General features: G+C 72.9%; 17 protein-coding genes. 13 read left to right on the top strand and 4 right to left on the bottom strand.

What is annotated here, in order from left to right; genetic code table 11:
- Positions 1-57: 57 nt before the first annotated feature.
- From ACIGWZ_RS22740 to ACIGWZ_RS22715, 6 genes are all read left to right on the top strand, one after another.
- Entirely contained in the window at positions 58-1,593 is a 1,536-nt protein-coding gene (locus ACIGWZ_RS22740) for a leucyl aminopeptidase (RefSeq protein WP_400067376.1), read from the top strand.
- Between the two features lie 342 nt (positions 1,594-1,935).
- Positions 1,936-3,324: a dihydrolipoyl dehydrogenase gene (gene lpdA / locus ACIGWZ_RS22735; protein WP_400067374.1), complete on the top strand. Its 1,389-nt coding sequence runs from the start codon at positions 1,936-1,938 to the stop codon at positions 3,322-3,324.
- Between the two features lie 54 nt (positions 3,325-3,378).
- Positions 3,379-5,109, top strand: a complete 1,731-nt coding sequence (sucB, locus tag ACIGWZ_RS22730) for a 2-oxoglutarate dehydrogenase, E2 component, dihydrolipoamide succinyltransferase (protein WP_400067373.1) — start codon at positions 3,379-3,381, stop codon at positions 5,107-5,109.
- Between the two features lie 173 nt (positions 5,110-5,282).
- A complete protein-coding gene (locus ACIGWZ_RS22725) occupies positions 5,283-5,906 on the top strand; it encodes a GntR family transcriptional regulator (protein ID WP_400067371.1) in 624 nt (207 codons plus the stop codon).
- Positions 5,907-6,137: 231 nt separating this feature from the next.
- Positions 6,138-8,816, top strand: a complete 2,679-nt coding sequence (gene aceE / locus ACIGWZ_RS22720) for a pyruvate dehydrogenase (acetyl-transferring), homodimeric type (RefSeq protein ID WP_400067369.1) — start codon at positions 6,138-6,140, stop codon at positions 8,814-8,816.
- A 279-nt stretch (positions 8,817-9,095) separates the two neighbouring features.
- A complete protein-coding gene (locus tag ACIGWZ_RS22715) occupies positions 9,096-10,121 on the top strand; it encodes a helix-turn-helix transcriptional regulator (RefSeq protein ID WP_400067367.1) in 1,026 nt (341 codons plus the stop codon).
- 53 nt (positions 10,122-10,174) lie between these two features.
- On the opposite strand, the gene ACIGWZ_RS22710 is transcribed toward ACIGWZ_RS22715, so the two are convergent.
- A complete protein-coding gene (locus ACIGWZ_RS22710; RefSeq protein WP_400067365.1) occupies positions 10,175-11,113 on the bottom strand; it encodes an SDR family oxidoreductase in 939 nt (312 codons plus the stop codon).
- 281 nt (positions 11,114-11,394) lie between these two features.
- Positions 11,395-13,287, bottom strand: coding sequence for a hypothetical protein (locus tag ACIGWZ_RS22705; RefSeq protein ID WP_400067363.1), 1,893 nt, complete (start codon positions 13,285-13,287; stop codon positions 11,395-11,397).
- A gap of 240 nt (positions 13,288-13,527) precedes the next feature.
- Here ACIGWZ_RS22705 and ACIGWZ_RS22700 point away from each other — a divergent pair, with 240 nt between their 5' ends.
- From ACIGWZ_RS22700 to ACIGWZ_RS22690, 3 genes are all read left to right on the top strand, one after another.
- Positions 13,528-14,046, top strand: a complete 519-nt coding sequence (locus tag ACIGWZ_RS22700; RefSeq protein ID WP_400067361.1) for a DUF4240 domain-containing protein — start codon at positions 13,528-13,530, stop codon at positions 14,044-14,046.
- Positions 14,047-14,102: 56 nt separating this feature from the next.
- On the top strand, positions 14,103-14,987 hold the full coding sequence (locus tag ACIGWZ_RS22695) for a TIGR01777 family oxidoreductase (protein ID WP_400067359.1): 885 nt from the start codon (positions 14,103-14,105) through the stop codon (positions 14,985-14,987).
- Positions 14,988-15,225: 238 nt separating this feature from the next.
- Entirely contained in the window at positions 15,226-16,515 is a 1,290-nt protein-coding gene (locus ACIGWZ_RS22690; RefSeq protein WP_400067357.1) for an FAD-dependent oxidoreductase, read from the top strand.
- 20 nt (positions 16,516-16,535) lie between these two features.
- Here ACIGWZ_RS22690 and ACIGWZ_RS22685 read toward each other — a convergent pair whose 3' ends face one another.
- Entirely contained in the window at positions 16,536-17,993 is a 1,458-nt protein-coding gene (locus tag ACIGWZ_RS22685) for a regulator (RefSeq protein WP_400067355.1), read from the bottom strand.
- Between the two features lie 366 nt (positions 17,994-18,359).
- Between ACIGWZ_RS22685 and lipB the strand changes: the two genes are divergently transcribed.
- From lipB to ACIGWZ_RS22665, 4 genes are all read left to right on the top strand, one after another.
- The gene (gene lipB / locus ACIGWZ_RS22680; protein ID WP_400068029.1) at positions 18,360-19,118 is read left to right on the top strand and encodes a lipoyl(octanoyl) transferase LipB; all 759 of its coding nucleotides are present in this window, start codon (positions 18,360-18,362) and stop codon (positions 19,116-19,118) included.
- Between the two features lie 156 nt (positions 19,119-19,274).
- A complete protein-coding gene (gene lipA, locus ACIGWZ_RS22675) occupies positions 19,275-20,225 on the top strand; it encodes a lipoyl synthase (RefSeq protein ID WP_400067353.1) in 951 nt (316 codons plus the stop codon).
- 208 nt (positions 20,226-20,433) lie between these two features.
- Positions 20,434-20,649, top strand: a complete 216-nt coding sequence (locus ACIGWZ_RS22670; protein WP_400067351.1) for a hypothetical protein — start codon at positions 20,434-20,436, stop codon at positions 20,647-20,649.
- Between the two features lie 10 nt (positions 20,650-20,659).
- Positions 20,660-21,370, top strand: coding sequence for a DUF4191 domain-containing protein (locus ACIGWZ_RS22665; protein ID WP_400067349.1), 711 nt, complete (start codon positions 20,660-20,662; stop codon positions 21,368-21,370).
- Positions 21,371-21,680: 310 nt separating this feature from the next.
- On the opposite strand, the gene ACIGWZ_RS22660 is transcribed toward ACIGWZ_RS22665, so the two are convergent.
- A complete protein-coding gene (locus tag ACIGWZ_RS22660; protein ID WP_400067347.1) occupies positions 21,681-22,148 on the bottom strand; it encodes an RDD family protein in 468 nt (155 codons plus the stop codon).
- Positions 22,149-22,243 lie beyond the last annotated feature (95 nt).

Below are 22,243 nucleotides of genomic sequence, written 5' to 3'. Positions count from 1 at the left end.
CGCAGCAGCGCCCAGGGCGCACAACGGATTCCCGGACGGAACAGGACTCTCATCACCGTGACTGCACTGACCCTCAGTACTTCTTCCGCCGCAACGCTGCGTGCGGATGCCGTCGTCGTCGGCGTGGCCAAGGGCGCCAAGGGCGTCGTTGTCGCCCCCGGCGCGGAGGCCGTGGACAAGGCCTTCGGCGGCAAGCTCGCCGCCGTGCTGGAGACCCTCGGCGCGAGTGGTGCCGAGGGCGAGGTGACCAAACTGCCCGCCGCGGACGGACTCAAGACGCCCGTCGTACTGGCGGTCGGCCTGGGCGAGGCCCCGGCCAAGGGCGAGGACTACGACAACGAGGCGCTGCGCCGCGCCGCGGGCAGCGCCGCCCGCGCGCTGACCGGCGCCAAGAAGGCCGGCTTCGCGCTGCCCGTCGAGGACGCCGAGGCGGCCGCCGCGGTGAGCGAGGGCGCGCTGCTGGGCGCGTACGCCTTCACCGCGTTCCGCAGCAACGGCAACGGCAAGAGCGCGAAGAAGAACGACGCCAAGTCGGCGCCGCTCGCCGAGGCCGCGATCCTCGGAGGCAAGCCCCGCGACAAGGAGTTCAAGGCCGCCGCGGAGCGGGCCCAGGCGCTGGCCGCGGAGATCAACCGCGCCCGCGACCTGATCAACACCCCCTCCAACGCCCTCGACCCGAAGTCCTTCGCGGCCGAGGCCCAGGCCGCGGCCAAGGAGTTCGGCCTCAAGGTCGAGGTGCTGGACGAGAAGGCGCTGAAGAAGGGCGGCTACGGCGGTCTGCTCGGCGTCGGCCAGGGCTCGGAGGCCCCGCCGCGGCTGGTGCGGATCGCGCACACGCACGCCAAGGCGACCAAGACCCTCGCGCTGGTCGGCAAGGGCATCACGTACGACTCGGGCGGCATCTCGCTCAAGCCGGCCGGCCACAACGAGACCATGAAGTGCGACATGAGCGGCGCCGCCGCCGTCTTCGCCGCGGTCGTGACCGCCGCCAAGCTGGGCCTGGAGGTGAACGTCACCGGCTGGCTGGCGCTCGCCGAGAACATGCCCTCCGGCTCCGCCACCCGCCCCGGCGACGTGCTGACCATGTACAGCGGCAAGACCGTCGAGGTGCTCAACACCGACGCCGAGGGCCGCCTGGTCCTGGCCGATGCGCTCACCCGCGCCTCGGAGGAGTCGCCGGACGCGATCGTGGACGTGGCGACGCTGACCGGCGCGATGGTGCTGGCGCTGGGCCACCGCCACTTCGGGATCATGGCGAACGACGACGCATTCCGTACCGCGATCCACGAGATCGCCGAGGAGGTCGGCGAGCAGTCCTGGCCGATGCCGATGCCCGGCCACCTCCGCAAGGGGATGGACTCGCCGGTCGCCGACATCGCCAACATGGGCGAGCGGATGGGCGGCGGCCTGGTCGCCGGGCTCTTCCTGAACGAGTTCGTCGGCGAGGGCATCACCTGGGCCCACCTGGACATCGCGGGCCCGGCCTTCCACGAGGGCGCGCCGTGGGGGTACACCCCCAAGGGCGGTACGGGTTCCGCGGTGCGCACCCTGGTGCGGCTGGCGGAGCGGACGGCCGCGGGCGACCTCGGCTGAGCGGCCCGCCGCCCCGTCTTGCCCGTTTATGTCCCTACGGCCCCGGGCTCACCGCCCGGGGCCGCAGGTGTGCGATTTCTCTCTCCCGTCCCCACCTCGCGCGGATCCGTTCGCCCTCAACGAAATCCGTACGTCCGTACGCCCCGGTAACCCCCTTGAGGCGCCCCCTCGGCAGTCCCCGGGCCCGGCCCGCCGTCCCGTCCGTGTTCAACAAGTGCGAAGATGGGTTCTCGGCAGGACAGGGCCCCCCTTACCCAGGGCCGAAATTCAAGCGGCCGAACCACAGCCGCCGTCCGGTCATTGGAGACCGGCTCCGGCGTACCCATGCATGGAGGACGTGACGTGGCGAACGACGCCAGCACCGTTTTCGACCTAGTGATCCTCGGAGGCGGTAGCGGTGGTTACGCCGCTGCCCTGCGCGGGGCTCAGCTGGGCCTGGACGTCGCCCTGATCGAGAAGGGCAAGGTCGGCGGCACCTGCCTGCACAACGGCTGCATCCCCACCAAGGCTCTGCTGCACGCCGGTGAGATCGCCGACCAGGCTCGCGAGAGCGAGCAGTTCGGTGTCAAGGCCACTTTCGAGGGCATCGACATCGAGGCGGTCCACAAGTACAAGGACGAGGTCATCTCGGGCCTGTACAAGGGCCTGCAGGGCCTGATCGCCTCCCGCAAGGTGACCTACATCGAGGGTGAGGGCCGGCTGTCCTCCCCGACCTCCGTCGATGTGAACGGCCAGCGCATCCAGGGCCGCCACGTCCTGCTGGCGACCGGCTCCGTGCCGAAGTCGCTGCCGGGCCTGGAGATCGACGGCAACCGCATCATCTCCTCGGACCACGCGCTCAAGCTGGACCGCGTGCCGAAGTCCGCGATCGTCCTGGGCGGCGGCGTGATCGGCGTCGAGTTCGCCTCGGCGTGGAAGTCCTTCGGCACGGACGTGACCATCGTCGAGGGCCTCAAGCACCTCGTCCCGGTCGAGGACGAGAACAGCTCCAAGCTGCTGGAGCGAGCCTTCCGCAAGCGCGGCATCAAGTTCAACCTCGGCACCTTCTTCGACAAGGCCGAGTACACCGCCGACGGCGTCAAGGTGACCCTCGCCGACGGCAAGACCTTCGAGGCCGAGGTGCTCCTGGTCGCGATCGGCCGCGGGCCGGTCTCGGCGGGCCTGGGCTACGACGAGCAGGGCGTCGCGATGGACCGCGGCTACGTCCTGGTCGACGAGTACATGCAGACCAACGTGCCGACCATCTCGGCCGTCGGTGACCTCGTTCCCACCCTCCAGCTCGCGCACGTCGGCTTCGCCGAGGGCATGCTGGTGGCGGAGCGGCTGGCCGGTCTCAAGACCGTGCCGATCGACTACGACGGCGTGCCGCGCGTGACGTACTGCCACCCCGAGGTCGCTTCGGTGGGTATCACCGAGGCCAAGGCCAAGGAGCTGTACGGCGCCGACAAGGTCGTCGCTCTGAAGTACAACCTCGCGGGCAACGGCAAGAGCAAGATCCTCAAGACCACGGGCGAGATCAAGCTCGTCCAGGTCAAGGATGGTGCCGTGGTCGGCGTCCACATGGTCGGTGACCGTATGGGCGAGCAGGTCGGCGAGGCCCAGCTGGTCTACAACTGGGAGGCCCTGCCGGCCGAGGTTGCGCAGCTCGTACACGCGCACCCGACGCAGAACGAAGCTCTCGGTGAGGCCCACCTGGCCCTGGCCGGGAAGCCTCTCCACTCCCACGACTGACCCCCAGTCCCGGGCGCGACCACATCCGCACATTCGATAGGAGCAACCGAAACCATGGCGGTTTCCGTAACCCTGCCGGCGCTCGGCGAGAGCGTCACCGAGGGCACCGTCACCCGCTGGCTGAAGGCCGAGGGTGAGCGCGTAGAGGCCGATGAGCCGCTGCTCGAGGTGTCGACCGACAAGGTCGACACCGAGATCCCGGCACCGGCCGCCGGCATCCTGGCCTCCATCAAGGTGGCCGAGGACGAGACGGTGGGGGTCGGCGCCGAGCTGGCCCTCATCGACGACGGCACGGGCGCGCCCGCTGCCGCCCCTGCCCCCGCCGCCGCTGAGGCGCCCGCCGCCCAGCCGCAGCCCGAGCCCACCCCGGCTCCGGCCGCCGAGGCCCCTGCCCCCGCCGCCGCCCCCGCGGGTGGCGCCGAGGGCACCGACGTCGTCCTCCCCGCGCTCGGCGAGAGCGTCACCGAGGGCACCGTCACCCGCTGGCTGAAGGAGGTCGGCGAGGAGGTCCAGGCCGACGAGCCGCTGCTGGAGGTCTCCACGGACAAGGTCGACACCGAGATTCCGGCACCGGCCTCCGGCACGCTGCTGGAGATCGTGGTCGGCGAGGACGAGACCGCCGAGGTCGGCGCCAAGCTCGCCGTCATCGGCGTGAAGGGTGCGGCTCCGGCCGCCGCCCCGGCCGCCCCGGCCCCGGCTCCGGCCGCCGCTCCGGCCCCGGCCGCTGCTCCGGCCCCGGCGCCCGCCCCGGCCGCTGCTCCGGCCCCGGCTCCCGCGCCCGCTCCGGCCCCCGCGCCGGTTGCGGCTCCGGCCCCCGTTGCCGCCCCGGCCCCCGTCACCCCGGCTCCGGCCGCGGGTGAGGAGGCCGCGTACGTCACTCCGCTGGTGCGCAAGCTCGCCGCGGAGACCGGCGTGAACCTCGCCACGGTCAAGGGCACCGGCGTCGGTGGCCGCGTCCGCAAGCAGGACGTCATCGCCGCCGCGGAGGCCCTCAAGGCCGCCGCTCCGGCTGCCGCCCCGGCCGCCGCCGTCTCGAAGGCTCCGGCCCTCGAGGTCTCCCCGCTGCGCGGTCAGACCGTCAAGATGCCGCGGATGCGCAAGGTCATCGGCGACAACATGATGAAGGCCCTGCACGGCCAGGCGCAGCTGACCTCCGTGGTCGAGGTGGACATCACCGCGATCATGCGGATGCGCAACAAGGCCAAGGACGCCTTCGCGCAGCGTGAGGGCGTCAAGCTCTCCCCGATGCCGTTCTTCGTCAAGGCCGCTGTCCAGGCGCTGAAGGCCCACCCGGTCGTCAACGCCCGGATCAACGAGGACGAGGGCACCATCACCTACTTCGACACCGAGAACGTCGGTATCGCGGTGGACGCGGAGAAGGGCCTGATGACCCCGGTCATCAAGGGTGCGGGCGACCTGAACATCGCCGGTATCGCCCGGAAGACGGCGGAGCTGGCGGGCAAGGTCCGCGGCAACAAGATCACCCCGGACGAGCTGTCCGGTGCGACCTTCACCATCTCCAACACCGGCTCGCGCGGTGCGCTGTTCGACACGGTCATCGTGCCGCCGAACCAGGTCGGCATCCTGGGCATCGGTGCCACCGTCAAGCGCCCGGTGGTCATCAACCACCCGGACCTCGGCGAGACCATCGCCGTGCGCGACATGACCTACCTCGCGCTCTCCTACGACCACCGTCTGGTGGACGGCGCCGACGCCGCCCGCTACCTGACCACGGTCAAGCAGATCCTGGAGGCCGCCGAGTTCGAGACCGAGATCGGTCTCTGAGTCCGGCAGGCACGCCGTAGGTGCGCCAGGGGTCGGCCCCGGTTCTCACGAGCCGGGGCCGGCCCTTTTGTGCGTCCCCGACCCCTTTGCCGTCTGCCGGATCCGTGCGCCCCTCGCGGATAATGGCCTCCGCGGCCCCTCGCTCGTCACCACCCGCTCTGAAGGAGCACCTCATGACCCCGCCCGTCGTCCATTCGCTGCGCGAGCAGATCCGCGAGCACATCCTCGAGGGGATCGTCAGCGGCCGCTGGCAGCCGGGCGAGCGGATCGTGGAGCGCCGGATCGCCGTGGAGCTGGAGGTCAGCCAGACGCCGGTCCGTGAGGCGCTGCGGGAGCTGGAGTCACTGCAGCTGATCGAGTCGGCGCCGAACAAGGGCGTCCGGGTGCGGAATCTGACCGCGGACGACCTCAGGGAGAGCTATCCCGTACGGGCCGGGCTCGAACAGGTGGCCGCGGAGCTGGCGGCGGGCCGGCTGGCGGACGATACGGCGGCCCTGGAGCGCGAGGTGGCGGCGCTGCGGGAGGCCGACCTGGCGGGGGACGGGGAGGCGCAGGTGCGGCACACCGTGGCCTTCCACCGGGAGATCGTGCAGGCGGCCGGGAACGCCGTTCTGCTGCACACCTGGGAGTCGCTGGGCATCGAGGTCTGGACGACGCTGTCGATCCGCTGGTTCAGCCCGGAGCCGCGTTCGCACGCCCAGGACCATCAGGAGATCGTGGACGCGTTCCGGCGGCGCGACCCGAAGATCGGCACCTTGCTCAAGACACACGTGCTGAGCTGCGCACCGAGGGTCTGAGAGGGCTTCGGCGGGGCCCGCGGGGCGTATCGGAGGAGACCTCCGGCGCCCCGCTTTTTGCTGGCACCGCGTGCCGAAATGTACGGCACCCCGTGCCGACCTGCGGTTATCCGCGCGCGGAGCGTTGATCGATCATCGATCAGGGGCGTATCGTCCTCTGTCGGGGCGCGACACCCCTGCCTGCCAAGCATCACTCGCACTCCCGACCCACCGTCCGGAAAGGGGCCACCCATGCCCGATCCCGTACGCCTGCCGTACAGCCAGCTCGACCAGCTCCCGGACCGGGATCCCGAGGAGACCGCCGAGTGGCGCGAGTCCGTTGACGCCGTCACCAAGGCCGCGGGCCCGCACCGCGCCGCGTATCTGATGCGCCGCGCGCTGGAGCACAACGGTGCTCCCGGGCTCGCGCCCCTGGAGACGGACTACGTCAACACCATCCCGACCTCCGCCGAGCCCGCCTTCCCGGGCGACGAGGCGATGGAGGCCCGGATCACCGCCTGGAACCGCTGGAACGCGGCCGCGATGGTCACCCGCGGCTCGCGGTTCGGCGTCGGCGGCCACATCGCGACCTTCGCGTCCGCGGCCTGGCTGTACGAGACGGGCTTCAACCACTTCTTCCGCGGCAAGGAGGGCGACGGCAGCGGCGACCAGCTCTACATCCAGGGCCACGCCTCCCCCGGCATCTACGCCCGCGCCTTCCTCGACGGCCGCCTCACCGAGGACCACCTCGACCACTTCCGCCAGGAGTCCGGCGGCAAGGGCCTGCCCTCCTACCCGCACCCGCGGCGCCTGCCGTGGCTGTGGGAGTTCCCGACCGTCTCCATGGGCCTCGGCCCGCTGTCGGCGATCTACCAGGCCCGTTTCAACCGCTACCTCCAGGGCCGCGGCATCAAGGACACCGCCAACTCGCACGTCTGGGCCTTCCTGGGCGACGGCGAGATGGACGAGCCCGAGTCGACCGCCGCCCTCGCGCTGGCCGGTCGCGAGGGCCTGGACAACCTGACCTTCGTCATCAACTGCAACCTGCAGCGGCTCGACGGTCCGGTGCGCGCCAACTTCAAGATCGTTCAGGAGCTGGAGGCGCAGTTCCGCGCCGCCGGCTGGAACGTCGTCAAGTCGCTGTGGGGCTCCGCCTGGGACGAGCTGTTCCAGCTCGACACCACGGGCGCGCTGGTCCGCCGGCTGCGCCAGGTGCCGGACGCGCAGTTCCAGACGTACGCCACCCGCGACGTCGCCTACATCCGCGAGCACTTCTTCGGCGCCGAGCCGGCCCTCGCCGAGATGGCGAAGGTGCTGACCGACGCGAAGATCGCCGAGTGCTTCCACACCTCCCGCGGCGGCCACGAGTCCCGCAAGGTGTACGCGGCGTACAAGGCGGCCGTCGGCTTCAAGGGCGCGCCGACCGTGATCCTCGCCCAGACCGTCAAGGGCTACACCCTCGGCCCCGGCTTCGAGTCCAAGAACGCCAACCACCAGATGAAGAAGCTCTCGGGCAAGGAGTTCCGCGCGATGCGCGACCTGCTCGACCTTCCGATCCCGGACGCCAGGCTGGACGAGGACCTGGTGCCGTACGGCCACCCGGGAGCCGACTCCCCCGAGGTCCGCTACCTCCAGGAGCGCCGCGCCGCCCTCGGCGGTCCGGCCCCGGCCCGCCGCCTGCACGCCTCGGCCGCGCTGCCGCAGCCCGAGGAGCGCGCCTTCAAGGCGCTGTACAAGGGATCCGGCAAGCAGGAGATGGCCACCACCATGGCCTTCGTCCGCCTGGTCAAGGACCTGATCCGGGACAAGGAGACCGGCCGGCGCTGGGTGCCGATCGTCCCGGACGAGGCCCGTACCTTCGGTATGGAGTCGCTGTTCCCGTCGGCCGGTATCTACTCCCCGAAGGGCCAGACGTACGAGCCGGTCGACCGCGACCAGCTGATGTACTACAAGGAAGCCACCGACGGCCAGATCCTCAACGAGGGGATCACCGAGGCCGGCGCCATGGCCGACTTCATCGCCGCCGCCACGTCGTACGCGACACACGGCGAGCCGATGATCCCCTTCTACATCTTCTACTCGATGTTCGGCTGGCAGCGCACCGCCGACCAGATGTGGCAGCTCGCCGACCAGCTCGGCAAGGGCTTCATCGTCGGTGCCACCGCGGGCCGTACGACCCTGACCGGTGAGGGCCTGCAGCACGCCGACGGCCACTCGCACCTGATCGCGTCCACGAACCCGGCGTCGCTCAACTACGACCCGGCCTTCGCCTACGAAATCGCGGTGATCGTCAAGGACGGTCTGCGCCGGATGTACGGCGAGACGGCTGAATTCCCCACCGGCGAGAACGTCTTCTACTACCTCACCGTCTACAACGAGCCCAAGCCGCAGCCGGCCATGCCCGAAGGCGTCGAAGAGGGCATCATCAAGGGCCTCTACCGCTTCAAGGAAGCCGCCAACGCGACGTCCGAGAACCCGCGCCTGCAGCTGCTGGCCTCCGGCACCGCGATCCACTGGGCCCTGGAGGCGCAGCGGCTGCTCGCCGAGGACTGGGACGTGGCCGCCGACGTATGGTCCGCGACCTCCTGGGGCGAGCTGCGCCGCGACGCCCTGGAGTGCGACGCCGCCCGCCTGGAGGGCGAGGACCGGGTCCCGTACGTCACCCGTGCACTGGCCGGCGCTCCCGGTCCGGTGGTCGCGGTCAGCGACTGGATGCGGGCCGTCCCGGACCAGATCGCCCCCTGGGTCGAGCAGGACTGGGTCTCCATCGGCACCGACGGCTTCGGCCTCTCCGACACCCGCGACGCGGCCCGCCGCCACTTCGGCGTCGACCCGCAGTCGGTGGTCGTCCAGGCGCTGGCCGCGCTGGCCCGCCGGGGCGAGGTCAAGCCGGAGACGGTCAAGGAGGCCCGGCAGCGGTACGGCCTGTGAGGCCCGGGGGCCGTGGCGGCCGGCCGCCGCAGCAGGTGCGGCGCCGACCGGCCCGCGGCCGATGAGACGCGGGCGGCCCCGGCCGACACCGGGCGCCGCCCGCCCCGCGGGCCCGCCGCCCCGCCCCTGAGAGCCCCTCGACGGGCTCTCCCCGAACTCCCGTGCGGAGGCCACCTTCCCGCGCCCGGGGCCTCCGCACGGGAACCCACCGGCCCGGCCGGCCATGCCCTGACTCGGCCGGGCCGGTTCGTTGTCGGTGGTGCCCGGCATGATGAAGGTATGCGCGCTGCCCGGCTGATCAAGATGGTGTTGCTGCTCCAGTCGCGGCCGTCGATGACGGCCGCCGAGCTGGCGCGCGAGCTGGAGGTCTCCGAGCGCACGGTCGCCCGGGACGTCCTCTCGCTCTCGGAGGCCGGCGTGCCCGTCTACGCCGACCGCGGCCGGGCCGGCGGGTACCGCCTGATCGGTGGGTACCGCACCCGCCTCACGGGCCTGGGCCGCAGCGAGGCGGAGGCGCTCTTCCTGTCCGGAGTGCCCTCCGCGCTGCGCGAGATGGGCCTCGCCGACGCCGCCTCAGCCGCCCGCCTCAAGGTGTCCGCCGCGCTGCTGCCCGAGCTGCGGGACGCCGCCGCGGGCGCCGCCCAGCGCTTCCATCTCGACGCACCCGCTTGGTACCAGGAGCCCGAGACGCCCGCCCTGCTGCCCGCCCTCGCCGACGCGGTCCGGGACGACCGACGGATCACCGCGCGCTACCGCCGCAAGGACACCGAGGTGCAGCGGGAGTTGGAGCCGTACGGGCTCGTTCTGAAAGCGGGGGTGTGGTATCTGGCGGCGCGGGCAGCGGAGGAGCAGCCCGAAGGGCTTCCGTCCGGGGCGGTGGCCGGGCGACGGGCGGGCGCCTTCCGGGTCTACCGGGTCGATCGCTTCGCCGCCGTCGAGGCCGGGGACGAACGCTTCGGCCGGGACGAGGAGTTCGACCTGCCCGCGTTCTGGGCCGAGCGGGCGGCGGAGTTCGCCCGGTCGATCCTGCGCGAGGAGGTGATACTCCGGCTCTCCCCGCGCGGCGCGCTCCAGCTGCCGTACGTCACCGAGCGCGCGGCGGCCCGGGCGGCGATAGCCGAGGCCGAGGCGGCGGGCGGGCCCGACGAGGACGGGCGGCTGACCGTGACCCTGGCCGTGGAGTCCGCCGAGGTCGCCTACGCCCAGCTGCTGGCGCTCGGCCCGGAGGGCGAGGTGCTGGCGCCCCCCGAGCTGCGCGAGCGCCTCGCGGCGGCCGCCCACCGGACGGCCGCGCTGTACGCGTAGCCCTGCCCGCCCCGGTTCTCCCCGGCGGGCCCGCCGGGGACCGGAGGCCCGCCCTACCGGTAGTCCGCCGCCGGCGCGTCCTTCCCGCCGAGGACCACCTCCTCGAAGTAGCCGAAGCAGTCCGGGCGGGAGCCGTCCGTGTCGGTGAAGTCGTACTCCTTCGCCAACTGGCCGCTGGAGAGCGACTGGCCGCTCCAGCGCCCCCGGTCCGGGTCGGCGGCCAGCGCCCGCACGGCGCGGGCGATCAGGGCCGGGGACTCGGCGATGGCGAAGTGCGGCTCCTCGGCCACCGCATCGCGCCAGGTCCCCTCCGTCACACCGAAGTGGTCCAGCATCTCCTCGGAGCGCAGGAAGCCGGGGGTGAGCGAGACGGCCGTACCGCCGTACTCCTCGAGCTCGGCGGCGAGGCCGAAGGCGATGCGGTGCGGGGCGTTCTTGGTGAGGTCGAAGCAGAGGTTGTCGCGGTAGGTCCGGTTGAAGGCGGCGGTGCCGTCGGTGATCTCGACCACCAGTCCCCCGGGCCGCCGGATCAGCAGCGGCAGCGCGTAATGACCGGTGATGACGTGGCTGTCGATGCCGAGGCGGAACATCCTCAGCCCGCCCTCCAGATCGAGATCCCAGAGCTTGGTGTCGAACTCGATCAGACGGTCGCCGCCCCAGAGGCTGTTGACGAGGACGTCCAGCCGCCCCTGTTCGCGGTCGATGCGCTCGGTCAGCGCCTTGACCTGGGCGGGTTCCAGATGGTCGGTCGGTACGGCGATCCCGGTGCCGCCCGCCGCGGTCACCAGCTCCGCGGTCTGTTCGATGGTCTCCGAGGGGCGCCCGACCTCGCTGACCCGCTCCCTGGTCGTCCGCCCGGTGACATACACCAGCGCGCCGGCCCGGCCCAGCTCCACGGCCATCGCCCGGCCCGCGCCCCGGGTCGCCCCGGCGACCAGCGCCACCGTGCCGGTCAGATCCCCCGCCACGGACCGGTCCTCGTGTCCCGTCACTTCGCCACTCCTCGTTGTCGGGCACCCGGCGGCCCGTCCGGCCGCCGTGCATCTGTGCACCTCACGACCCTGACAGCGAATCCAGACACCTTCTGTCGGGATTGATGGGCGCGCAGGGGTGCCGGGCGGGAATGCGGGGCGGGGATGCCCGCCGGGGCGGCGGCGGCCTTCCGGTCCGGCCCCTACCGGCAGGTGGGCCGGTTGGCCGGTAGGTGGGCCGGTAGGTCGGCAGGCCGGTCGGCAGGCCGGTCGGCCGGTCGGCCGGTCGGCCGGTCGGCCGGTCACGGACGCACCGCCCGCACGCTCCCCCCGTCCGCCGATCGCCCCGTCACCTCGGCCGCCGCGCCCTGCGGAGCCGGTACGGCAAGCGTGGCCCCGTTGCCGCCGGCCCGTACGCCGCCCGTGACATCGATCCCGCCGACCCCTCGGCTGCCCGCGGCGAGCAGGTACCACTTCCCGGACTTCGCCTGCCAGTGGACGTCGCCGACCACCGGGCGCCCGAAGCGCCCGCAGGCCGCGGTGCCGGCGGCCCGTCCGGCGATCCGCCCGGGGTCCGCCGGGCGCGCGGCGGGCGGCTGGAACTGCACGGTGATCCGGCCGGGGCCGCGCCAGGTGTCGGCGCGGGTGCAGACCCAGGTGGCGCTGCCTCCCTCCTCCGGGAGGCGCTGTTCGGCGTACGCCCAGTTGTTGACGGACCGGGCGCCGGCGCCCCGTAGCGAGCGCAGCGAGCAGGCCGTACGGGCCCAGCTCCGCAGCGCGGGGGCGTCGGTGACCTCGCCCGGACCGGTGGCGGCGGGCAGCGCGGGCCGAGAGGTCAGATGGACGGGCGCGAGATCCCCGAGGTCGGTCAGCAGGAAGGAACGGTCCTCGGCGATCCGTGTGGAGGAGCGCAATCGGGCCACCGGCCAGCTTCCGCAGTCGCCGCCGTCCGCGGGCGGCGTCGGGATCCGGTCGGTGACCCCGTCCGGGGCGAGATGCAGCCCGCGTCCCGGGGCGTCGGGCGCGAGCAGGTCCAGGACCGCGATGTCCGACACCCACGGCGCGAGCAGATAGCGCATCCAGCCGTTTCCGCGGCCGATCACCAGCGCGCCGCCGGTCGTCAGGTCCGCGTTGTCGACCCGCGCGAAGTGCAGGGTGGGCGTGGTGTCCACGGGCTCGGCGTAGCGCACCAGCCGGTCGCCGTCGTGGAAGACCACCACCATGACGTTGTCGATCAGTCCCGCGTACAGGAGCCGGGGCGGCTGGTCCGGCGGCCTGGTGGACGTCCCGGCGGAGGCGGTGATCCGCGTTCCGGCGGGCGGCGCCGCCCAGACCCGCAGCGCCCGCCCCAGCAGCTCCCGGTCGCCGGCCTGCCGTCCGCGGGGCGGCCAGGCGGTGAAGTCCACCCGTGAGGTGTCGGCCCACTGCTCGTTGGGGGTGCGCAGCAGCCGGGCCGGGTCCAGCGCCTGCTGTGCGACGGTCTCGTGCCGTGGCCGGGCGTCGTCGCCGCCCGCCACCCCCGCCACGGCCGTACCGGCCGCCACCACGGCCACCAGTGCGGCCGACGCCCGCACCCGCTGGCGGCGGCGCAGCAGGTCGGTGGGCCGGGTCTGCACCGTGCACGGGTCGAACTCCCCGGAGTCCAGCAGCGCGGCGGCGCCCGCCCCGGCGGCGCGGTCCAGCCGGTCGGCCGCCCGCTGCGCCGCGTCGGGGTCCCCGACCCCGGCGGCGACCAGGACGGCGCGGGCCGCGTCCCCGTCGAGGCCCTCCAGGTGCCACAGCCCGACGGCGGCCCGTACGGGGGCGGGCACGGCGGACAGCGCCTGGTCCAGGGCGAGTTCATCGGCGCCGCCGGCCCGGGGGAAGAGCCGCAGCCCCCAGACGAAGGGCAGCGCGGGCAGCGGCCGGGCGGGCCGGTTCTCGTACGCCAGCGCCAGCCGCAGGGTGCGCAGCCGCACCAGCTCGTAGCTGGATGCGGTCTCCGGGCCGCGCTGGGCGGGCAGGGCGCCGCGCTCGCGGCCGCGTCGGCCGGCGCGTGGCAGCGCCCGCTGGACCAGGCCGTGTGCGGCCAGGACCCGGCGGTGGCGGCCCATCGACGGCGGCAGTACGAGGTAGCCGAGGCGGACCAGCCGCGGATAGTGCTCCACGATGGCCGCCTCGGCCCGCTCGACATCGGCCCGAGTTCTTTCGTCCATGGGCATGGCCTGAAACAGCCCTTCGCGTATGGGGGAAATGTCGCGATGGTCTTTGCACGCCTTCCAACGAGTGATTCTTGAGACGGTCACACGAGGGATCACCGGCCCGGAGGAGCGGCCACCGGGTCCGCGCCCCGAGGGCCGTACCGGACGTCCCGTCACCGGTCCCGGTAACAACCGCGTCGCATCCGGGGGACTCCGCGTGCGCGGCGCCGCGCCAGGGCCGATGCTGGAGCGGTGATGGACGAGACGGAGTTCTGGGAGCTCATCGACGCCTCCCGCGAGGCCGCCGAGGGCGATCCCGAGGAGCAGGCCGACGCCCTGGTCGAGCGGCTGCTCGGGCTGGACCCGGACGCCGTCACCGACTTCGCCCGCCACTTCGAGTCCCGCTACAACCGCGCGTACGCCTGGGATCTGTGGGCCGCGGCCGCGGTGATGCTGGACGGCGCCAGCGACGACGCCTTCGACTACTTCCGCTGCTGGCTCATCGGCCAGGGCCGGGAGGTCTTCGAGGGCGCGCTGCACAACCCCGACCATCTCGCCGAGCTCGTGGAGGACTTCGACGAGGAGGTGGACGGCGACGCGGAGGAGCTGGGCTATGCGGCCGACGAGGCGTACGAGCGGCTGACCGGCACGGTGATGCCCGACCTCGGCCTGCCGCCGCCGCCCCGCGAACCGCTGGGCACCTACCTCGACTTCGACGACGACGACACCCTGGCGGAGCGCTTCCCCCAGCTCTGGGACCGTTTCAGGCCATAGGGCGCGCGCCACCCCGTGTGCGGCCCCTCCCCCGGCCCGGCGGGCAGTATGGCCCCATGCGGATCGCGATCACCGGCTCGACCGGTCTCATCGGCACGGAACTCGTTCGCTCGCTGCGGGCGGACGGGCACGACGTCGTCCGGCTCGTGCGGCGCCCGCCCGCGGCCCCCGACGAGGTCCACTGGGACCCCCGCGGCCAGGAGGTCGATGTGGCCGGGCTCGCGGGCTGCGAGGCGGTGGTGCATCTCGCCGGCGCGGGCGTGGGCGACCACCGCTGGACACCCGCGTACAAGCGCGAGATCCGCGACAGCCGCGTCCTGGGCACCAAGGCCGTCGCCACCGCCCTCGCCGCGATGGACGACCCGCCGCGCGTCTTCGTGTGCGGCAGCGCGATCGGCTACTACGGCGACACCGGCAGCCGGCGTACGGACGAGACCGGGGCACCCGGTACGGGCTTCCTGCCGGAGGTCTGCGTCGCGTGGGAGGACGCCGCCGCGCCCGCCCAGGAAGCGGGCATCCGTACGGTCTTCGCCCGCACCGGCCTTGTCGTGGGCCGTTCGGGCGGCGCCTGGGGACGGCTCTTCCCGGTCTTCCGCCTGGGCCTGGGCGGCCGGCTGGGCGACGGCAGCCAGTACTGGAGCTTCATCTCCCTCCAGGACCACATCGCCGCGCTCCGCCACCTCGTCGACACCGAGTCCCTCACCGGCCCCGTCAATCTCACCGCCCCGGAGCCCGTCACCAACCGCGAGGCGACCGCGGTGATGGGCAAGTTCTTCCACCGCCCCACCCTCCTCACCGTCCCCGCGCCCGTACTCCGCCTCGCCCTGGGAGAGTTCGCGGGCGACGTCCTGGCCAGCCAGCGCATCATCCCCCGGCGCCTTTTGGACTCCGGCTTCACCTTCGCCCACCCCCGCATCATGGACGCCGTACGCGCCGCGTGACCCGCCACTGCCCGGCCCCCGCCCGGGGCGGCCGCGAAACCGCCGGACGGGGCCGGGCCGCGGGGACGAGGTCCCGGAGGCCCGGCAGCGTGGCGGACGACGCAACGGCGCGCCCCGGACGCCCCCTGTCGCGTTTCCCCGCCCCCTCCTAAGGTCCCGGCACAGACCACCGGCATCCGGCACGGCGGCACGGGGCAGGGCCCGGTGCCGCCGCCGGGACAGCCCCCGGGAGGGCACCGTGCTGCGCACCGCATCGACCGTGGACATCGTCATCGTGGGAGCCGGCCCGGCCGGTCTCGCCGCCGCCCGTCATCTGACCGGCGCCGGAGCGTCGGTCACCGTGCTGGAGGCCGCGCCACGGATCGGCGGCCGCGCCACCACCGACGCCATCGACGGCTTCCGGCTGGACAGGAGCGGCCGCCCGCTGGCGGTCTCCATCGCCGAGCTGCGCCGTACGCCGGGCCTCGGGGCGCTGGCGCTGCGGCCGTTCGCGCCCGGTCTGTGTCTCCACAACGGCCAGCGGGCGCAGCGCATCAGCTCGCCCCGGAGCACAAGGGGCGCACTCTACGCCGCGCGCGCCCTCTCACGCGCCGACCGCCGCACCGACCGCAACGGGGACCGCACCGCCGCCGCAACGCCCGCCGACCGCCCGGTGGCTGACACCCTGGCGGGCCGCGCAGGATTCCCTCCGCGCCCCCAGGACGCGTTTCTGCGGCCGCTGCTCGCCGCGCTGACCTGCGACCCCCGGCTGCGCTGTTCCAGCCGCGGTGCCGCCCGGGTCCTGCGCGACTTCGCCGAGGGCCGGCTGTGCCTGCCGGCCGGCGGCGCCTTTGCCGTCCCCGAACTCCTCGCCGCCGCCCTGCCCCCGGGCACGGTCCGTACGTCCGTGCGCGCCACGTCCGTCTCCACCAACGGCGTCGGCACCGCCGAACACGGGCTCATCCCCTGTCGCGCCGTCCTCGTGGCGACCGGTGCCCACGACGCCGCCGAACTGCTGCCGGGGCTGCGGGTGCCCGCCTTCCACCCGGTGACCGTCCTGCACCACACCACGGGCACCGCGCCGGGCCCGCGCAACGGCATGGCCCCGTCCCGGGACACGGCGCTGATCCTCCCGACGGACGGCCCGGTGGCCCACACCTACGCCGCCGGGGCCATCGACCCGTCGCGCACGCCGCCGGGCCACTCGCTGATCACCACGACGGTGCTCGGCGCCGCCGCCTCGCTGCCGCTGTCCGTCCTGGACAAGACGGTCCGGCCGCAGCTGGAGAAGCTCTACGGCGCGGCGACCGACGACTGGCAGCTGCTGACCGGCCATCACGACCCGTACGCGGTACCGGCGATGCCCGCGCCCTACGATCCCCAGCGGCCGGTGCGGGTGCTGTCGGGCCTGTACGTGTGCGGCGACCACCGGGACACCGGCACGCTCCAGGGGGCGCTGCACTCGGGCCGCCGGGCCGCCCGCGCCCTGCTGCGGGACTTCGGCCTGCCGGCCCTCGCCGAGCCGCGCACCCTGCGCCCGGCGGCCTGACCCGCGCCGCCGGGCAGGGCTCACCCCAGGGCGGCGACCCGGTCCCGGTACCCGCGCACCGCCGCCGCATCGCGGTACGGCTCCAGGCGGCGCTCGAAGTCCCGTACGTACTCATGGGCGCGGACGGACCGCATCTCGGACGCCTGGAGCGCCGCCTCCGCGCCCAGCGTGCAGGCCTGCTCCAGCTCGCCCAGGCCCAGCCGGGCGCTGGCCAGCACCACCCGGCAGAACAGGCGGCTGCGGGCGAAGGAGGCCGGCCGCAGCTGGAGCGAGCGCTCGGCGTGCTGGGAGGCGGCGCGGTACTGCTGGAGGTCGCGGTGGCAGTGTGCCAGCTCGTCGGCCAGCTGGGCCTCGTCGAAGAACCGCGCCCAGTACGGGGTGTCGTCGCCGGGCCGGGCGGCCTCCAGCGCCCGCTCCGCGCGGGCCAGCGAGGCCGTACAGGCCCGGACCTCGCCCATCAGGCCGTGCCCGCGCGCCTCCGCGGAGTGCAGCAGCGCCTGGACGACCGGCGGCGCGCTGCTGCCGACGCCCTGCTGGGCGACCCGCGCCAGCTGGACGGCCTCCCTGCCGTGCCCCAGATAGACGGCCTGCCGGCTCATCGTCACCAGGACGTAGGACCCGTACGCCCGGTCGCCGGCCGCCTGGGCCAGCCGCAGCGCCTGCACGAAGTACCGCTGCGCCAGGCCGTGCGCGGCGATGTCGTACGAGGTCCAGCCGGCCAGCCGGGTCAGGTCGGCGGCGGCCGCGAACAGCCGGCGGCCGGTCGCCTCCCCGTAGCTGCCGCGCAGCATCGGCTCGGCCTCGTGCTCCAGATAGCGCACCAGTGCCTGCCGGGCGTGGCCGCCGCCGTAGGCGTGGTCCAGCGCCCGGAACAGCTCGCCGACCGAGCGCAGCGCGGCGATGTCGCCGGAGGTGACCCGGGCGCCCGGGGCGCGGTCGACGCGGTCGGTGCGGCGCTGGCGCGGCACGGCCGGGCGGCCGCCCTGGACCGGGACCCGGCCGCTGCCGTCGGCGCCGGTCTCGCCGCGGGCGACCCGTTCGTCGGCGCGGCCGATCAGCCAGTCCCGGCTGGGCACCACGAGCCCGGCCGGGGTGAAGGCGATCTTGCGGAGTTCGGCATGGCTGCCGGAGTCCTTGCGCCACAGACCGCTGACGATGTCCACCGCCTCGGCGGGGCTGGCGGCGAATTCGAGCCCGGCGTACACCGGCGCACAGGCGTCCAGTCCGAGATCCTGCGCCGAGAGCCGGCGCCCCAGCCGGCGCGTGAACACCTCCGCGATCAGCGCGGGGGTGGTGCCTCTGGGCTGCTGGCCGCGCAGCCAGCGCGTCACCGAGGTCTTGTCGTAGCGCAGGTCGAGGCCGTGCTCGATGCCGAGCTGATCGACCCTTCTGGCCAGCCCTGCGTTGGAGAATCCCGCCTCGGCGATGAGCGCGGCGAGCTGGCGGTTGGGCGTGTGGTGCGGGGGTCGTTCGGTCATCGGCTTTACCGGTCTCCTGCTTTCCGAGCCTGGCCGCCGGGCTCGGCTCACCCTGTCCGGCAACGCTCCTTCGCCCTTGTGGGACGGCGTGAATGTAACGGCCTTCGGCGCCTTTCTGACCGCCTGTGCCCCGCGTTCATCCGATCGTGTGAGCAGGAAACCTGCGGTACGGCGGGCCGGGTTCCGCCGGGCCGGAAACCGGCCGCCTGCAGCGGGCGGGAGCGGCGGTCGTACAGTGGCATGGGCGCGATATGGCTCTCCTGGTGCAGCACCGTGCAACGGGAGACGGAAGTGCGAAGAGGAGCTGCCGTGACTGCGATCTCTCGGGGGGAGACCCCCGCACCCGAGGGGCTGCACTTTGTGCATATGGGCTTCGGTGCCGACGCCGTGGACTACGAGACCGCGTGGCAGGAGCAGCGCCGGGTGCACGCCGCCCGGTTCGCCGACGAAGTGCCGGACACCTGCCTGCTGCTGGAGCACCTGCCCGTGTACACCGCCGGACGGCGCACGTCCGACGACGAGCGCCCCCTGGACGGCACCCCCGTCATCGATGTGGACCGCGGCGGCAAGATCACCTGGCACGGCCCCGGCCAGCTGGTCGGCTATCCCATCCAGAAGCTGCCGCGCCCGGTCGACGTCGTCGCCCATGTGCGGCGCCTCGAGGACGCCCTGATCCGGGTCTGCGCCGAGTTCGGCGTGGAGACCAGCCGGGTCGAGGGCCGCAGCGGCGTATGGGTGCTCGGCGACCCGGTCGAGCAGCGGGCGGCGCTGGGCGGCCTGAACCTGGACTTCGACCCGCGAGTGGCGGACGAGATGTTCGACCCGCGGCTCAACGGCCCCGAGTACGCCCCCTCCAACGCCGGCCAGCGCCGCGAGGACCGCAAGCTCGCCGCGATCGGCATCCGCGTCGCCAAGGGCGTCACGATGCACGGCTTCTCGCTGAACGTGAACCCGGACAACACCTCGTTCGACAAGATCGTCCCGTGCGGCATCCGTGACGCCGGCGTCGCCTCGCTCGCCAATGAGCTGGGCCGCGACATCACGATCGCCGAGGTGCTGCCGGTCGCGGAGAAGCACCTGCGCGACGTCCTGGAGAACGCCGAGCTCCTGCCCCGCGCGGTCTGACCTCCAGCTGCCGGGAATGCGACCCCGCCGTACGGGGTTGCCCTGCACGTAACGCCATGACGTCCAGCGGTAACGCAAGGGCATGACGTAAAAACGTGCGAATTTACGGGCGTACCCTGGTGGACGCCGAAGAATCGAAGTCGTAGGGAGCCGGACGTGTCCGCAGTCGCACCCGACGGACGCAAGATGTTGCGCCTGGAGGTCCGGAACAGCCAGACCCCCATCGAGCGCAAGCCCGAGTGGATCAAGACCCGGGCGAAAATGGGTCCCGAGTACAACCACCTCCAGGGCCTGGTGAAGAGCGAGGGCCTGCACACGGTCTGCCAGGAGGCGGGCTGTCCCAACATCTTTGAATGCTGGGAGGACCGCGAGGCGACCTTCCTCATCGGCGGTGACCAGTGCACCCGCCGGTGTGACTTCTGCCAGATCGACACCGGAAAGCCTCAGGAGCTGGACCGCGACGAGCCCCGCCGGGTCGCCGAGTCCGTCCAGACGATGGGCCTGAAGTACGCCACGATCACCGGCGTCGCGCGCGACGACCTGGAGGACGGCGGCGCCTGGCTCTACGCCGAGACGGTCCGGCAGATCCACGCCGCGATGCCGGACACCGGCGTCGAGCTGCTGATCCCCGACTTCAACGCGGTCCCGGAGCAGCTGGCCGAGGTCTTCTCCTCCCGCCCCGAGGTGCTGGCCCACAACGTCGAGACCGTGCCGCGCATCTTCAAGCGGATCCGCCCCGGCTTCCGCTACGAGCGTTCGCTGGAGGTCATCTCCAAGTCCCGCGAGGCCGGTCTGGTCACCAAGTCCAACCTCATCCTGGGCATGGGCGAGGAGCGCGAGGAGATCAGCCAGGCACTGCAGGACCTGCACGACGCGGGCTGCGAGCTGATCACGATCACCCAGTACCTGCGCCCCTCCGTGCGCCACCACCCCATCGAGCGCTGGGTCAAGCCCGCCGAGTTCGTGGAGCTCAAGGAGGAGGCCGAGGAGATCGGCTACGCGGGTGTCATGTCCGGCCCGCTGGTCCGCTCCTCCTACCGCGCCGGCCGCCTTTACCAGCAGGCCATCGAGCGGCGCGAGGTCGAGGCGTCCAGTCAGGCGGTTTGATCTGCCCGGTGTGCCGCCTTGTGAATCGTGGCACATGCTGTGAGGACGCGGCCCGCACTTCCCCAGGCTGGGGACGTGCGGGCCGCGTCAACGTTTCATTGGTGTTTGACCAGCAGGTCATCCGTTGGTAACACCGTTCCGTGACGATGGATGCACGCACCGCTCCCGCAACCATCGCTCCTCCGACCTCCCCGAGGGAGTCCACACCATGCAGGCCGCGCCGCTCCGCGCCACCCCCCGTCCTCTCCCCTCCGTCACCGGTGCCCTGCGCGCCGTCGAGGCCGTCCTGATGCGCGGCGGCCAGCGCACCGCCCGCCGAAATGCGTGGACGTCGGTCCTGGAGGACCGCCGCCGCGCCAAGGACCGGTACGAGGCCGAGTACGTACTGGAGGCCGCGGCGACCCGCCGTCCCCAGGCCACGTAAACTTCGCTGTATGGCGAGGAAGGCAAACTCAGACGGCGCTGCCGGCGCTGAGAACACCGGGCGGCTGAAGCAGATCGCCCTGACCTACAAGATGACCCGTCGGGTCGACTCCAAGGTCGGTCTAGTCGTCGCTGGTGTAGGCATCGTCGTATTCGGCGTTCTCCTTGCCATCGGCTTCGCGATCGACCACCCCATCTATGCGGGCATCCTGGGCTTCGTCCTGGCCTTCCTCGCGATGGCGATCGTCTTCGGACGGCGCGCCGAGCGGGCTGCCTTCGGGCAGATGGAAGGCCAGCCGGGGGCCGCGGCCGCCGTGCTGGACAACGTCGGGCGCGGCTGGACGACCACTCCCGCGGTGGCGATGAACCGCAGCCAGGACGTCGTGCACCGCGCCGTCGGCAAGGCCGGCATCGTGCTGGTGGGCGAGGGCAACCCGAACCGTCTGCGCGGCCTGCTGGCGGCCGAGAAGAAGCGGATGGCGCGCACCGTCGCCGACGCCCCCGTCCACGACATCATCGTGGGCGACGGCGAGGGCCAGGTGCCGCTCAAGAAGCTCCGTACGACCCTGCTGAAGCTGCCGCGCGTCCTGCCCGGCGCCCAGGTGACGGTCGTCAACGACCGCCTGCGTGCCCTCGGCGACCTGATGAGCAACATGCCGGTCCCGAAGGGCCCCATGCCCAAGGGCATGCGCATGCCGAAGGGCGGCGGCAAGGGCCGCTGACCAGGATCTATCACGACGCCCCGGGGCTTTGGCTCCGGGGCGTTTCGTTTGGGGGCGGGGGCGCGGGGGGCCTGTATACAAGTGCGGGCACGAGTGCTGATACCAGTCCGGGTGCAGGTGCGGGTACGACCGCTGCGCAGAGGAATGCCGCGTATACGAGTCCTGCAGCTCTGAGCGCAGGAGTGCCGGCTGGAGTACTGGAGTCCTGGAGTGCCTATACGGGTGCCCTATACGGGTGCGGGGCCGGGGACACTCACCGGACCGCACACCGCACTCGCGCCTCGGACCTCGCCCCGCCCGGGCCGAGGGCTCAGATCCGCACCTCGACGGACCGGGCCAGCCGGTCGTGCAGTCCACGTCCGTCCCGGTCCCAGACCACCGCCGGAATGACGATCACCAGCAGCAGCGTCCGCAGCACCACGCGAAGCGGCGAGATACGCCCGCCACCCTCCGCGATCACCTGCAGGCCCAGCAGCCGCTTGCCCGGCGTGAAGCCGACCGTGCCGACCGTCAGCAGGCTGAGCACGGCGAAGACCACCAGCGCCCAGTTGCTCGCCGACTGTGCCTTGCCGCCGCTGAGCAGCCCGTAGGCGATGAGCATGCACAGCGCCCAGTCGATGCAGAGCGCGGCCAGGCGGCGCCCGAACCGCGCGACCGAGCCCGGTCCCTGCTCCGGCAGCCCGAGCCGCTCGCCGCGGTACCCGAAGTCGACGCCCATGTCCTCGGCCGTCGCGCGGGGCCCGGAGATCCACGATCCGATTGCTTGCCTGTTGTCCACCCGACAACGGTACTGCGCCCGCATACGTTCCCTTCGAGGAGGTCCGGTACGGGCCCGGCCGGGGCGCCGCGGGCGGCAGGCGTGGGGCCGCCCGC

It is taken from the genome of Streptomyces sp. NPDC053427 (genome assembly GCF_044544985.1).
In the GTDB taxonomy this organism is placed as follows: domain Bacteria; phylum Actinomycetota; class Actinomycetes; order Streptomycetales; family Streptomycetaceae; genus Streptomyces.
Note: the sequence above shows the minus strand (reverse complement) of the source record. Positions and strands in the feature narration are given on the sequence as shown.

Coding starts and splice junctions, on each gene's coding strand:
- ACIGWZ_RS22685 (WP_400067355.1), bottom strand. CDS start 17,993: ATGACCGAACGACCCCCGCACCACACGCCCAACCGCCAGCTCGCCGCG.
- sucB (WP_400067373.1), top strand. CDS start 3,379: ATGGCGGTTTCCGTAACCCTGCCGGCGCTCGGCGAGAGCGTCACCGAG.
- ACIGWZ_RS22700 (WP_400067361.1), top strand. CDS start 13,528: ATGGACGAGACGGAGTTCTGGGAGCTCATCGACGCCTCCCGCGAGGCC.
- lipB (WP_400068029.1), top strand. CDS start 18,360: ATGGGCTTCGGTGCCGACGCCGTGGACTACGAGACCGCGTGGCAGGAG.
- ACIGWZ_RS22670 (WP_400067351.1), top strand. CDS start 20,434: ATGCAGGCCGCGCCGCTCCGCGCCACCCCCCGTCCTCTCCCCTCCGTC.
- aceE (WP_400067369.1), top strand. CDS start 6,138: ATGCCCGATCCCGTACGCCTGCCGTACAGCCAGCTCGACCAGCTCCCG.
- ACIGWZ_RS22665 (WP_400067349.1), top strand. CDS start 20,660: ATGGCGAGGAAGGCAAACTCAGACGGCGCTGCCGGCGCTGAGAACACC.
- ACIGWZ_RS22705 (WP_400067363.1), bottom strand. CDS start 13,287: ATGGACGAAAGAACTCGGGCCGATGTCGAGCGGGCCGAGGCGGCCATC.
- ACIGWZ_RS22715 (WP_400067367.1), top strand. CDS start 9,096: ATGCGCGCTGCCCGGCTGATCAAGATGGTGTTGCTGCTCCAGTCGCGG.
- ACIGWZ_RS22695 (WP_400067359.1), top strand. CDS start 14,103: ATGCGGATCGCGATCACCGGCTCGACCGGTCTCATCGGCACGGAACTC.
- ACIGWZ_RS22725 (WP_400067371.1), top strand. CDS start 5,283: ATGACCCCGCCCGTCGTCCATTCGCTGCGCGAGCAGATCCGCGAGCAC.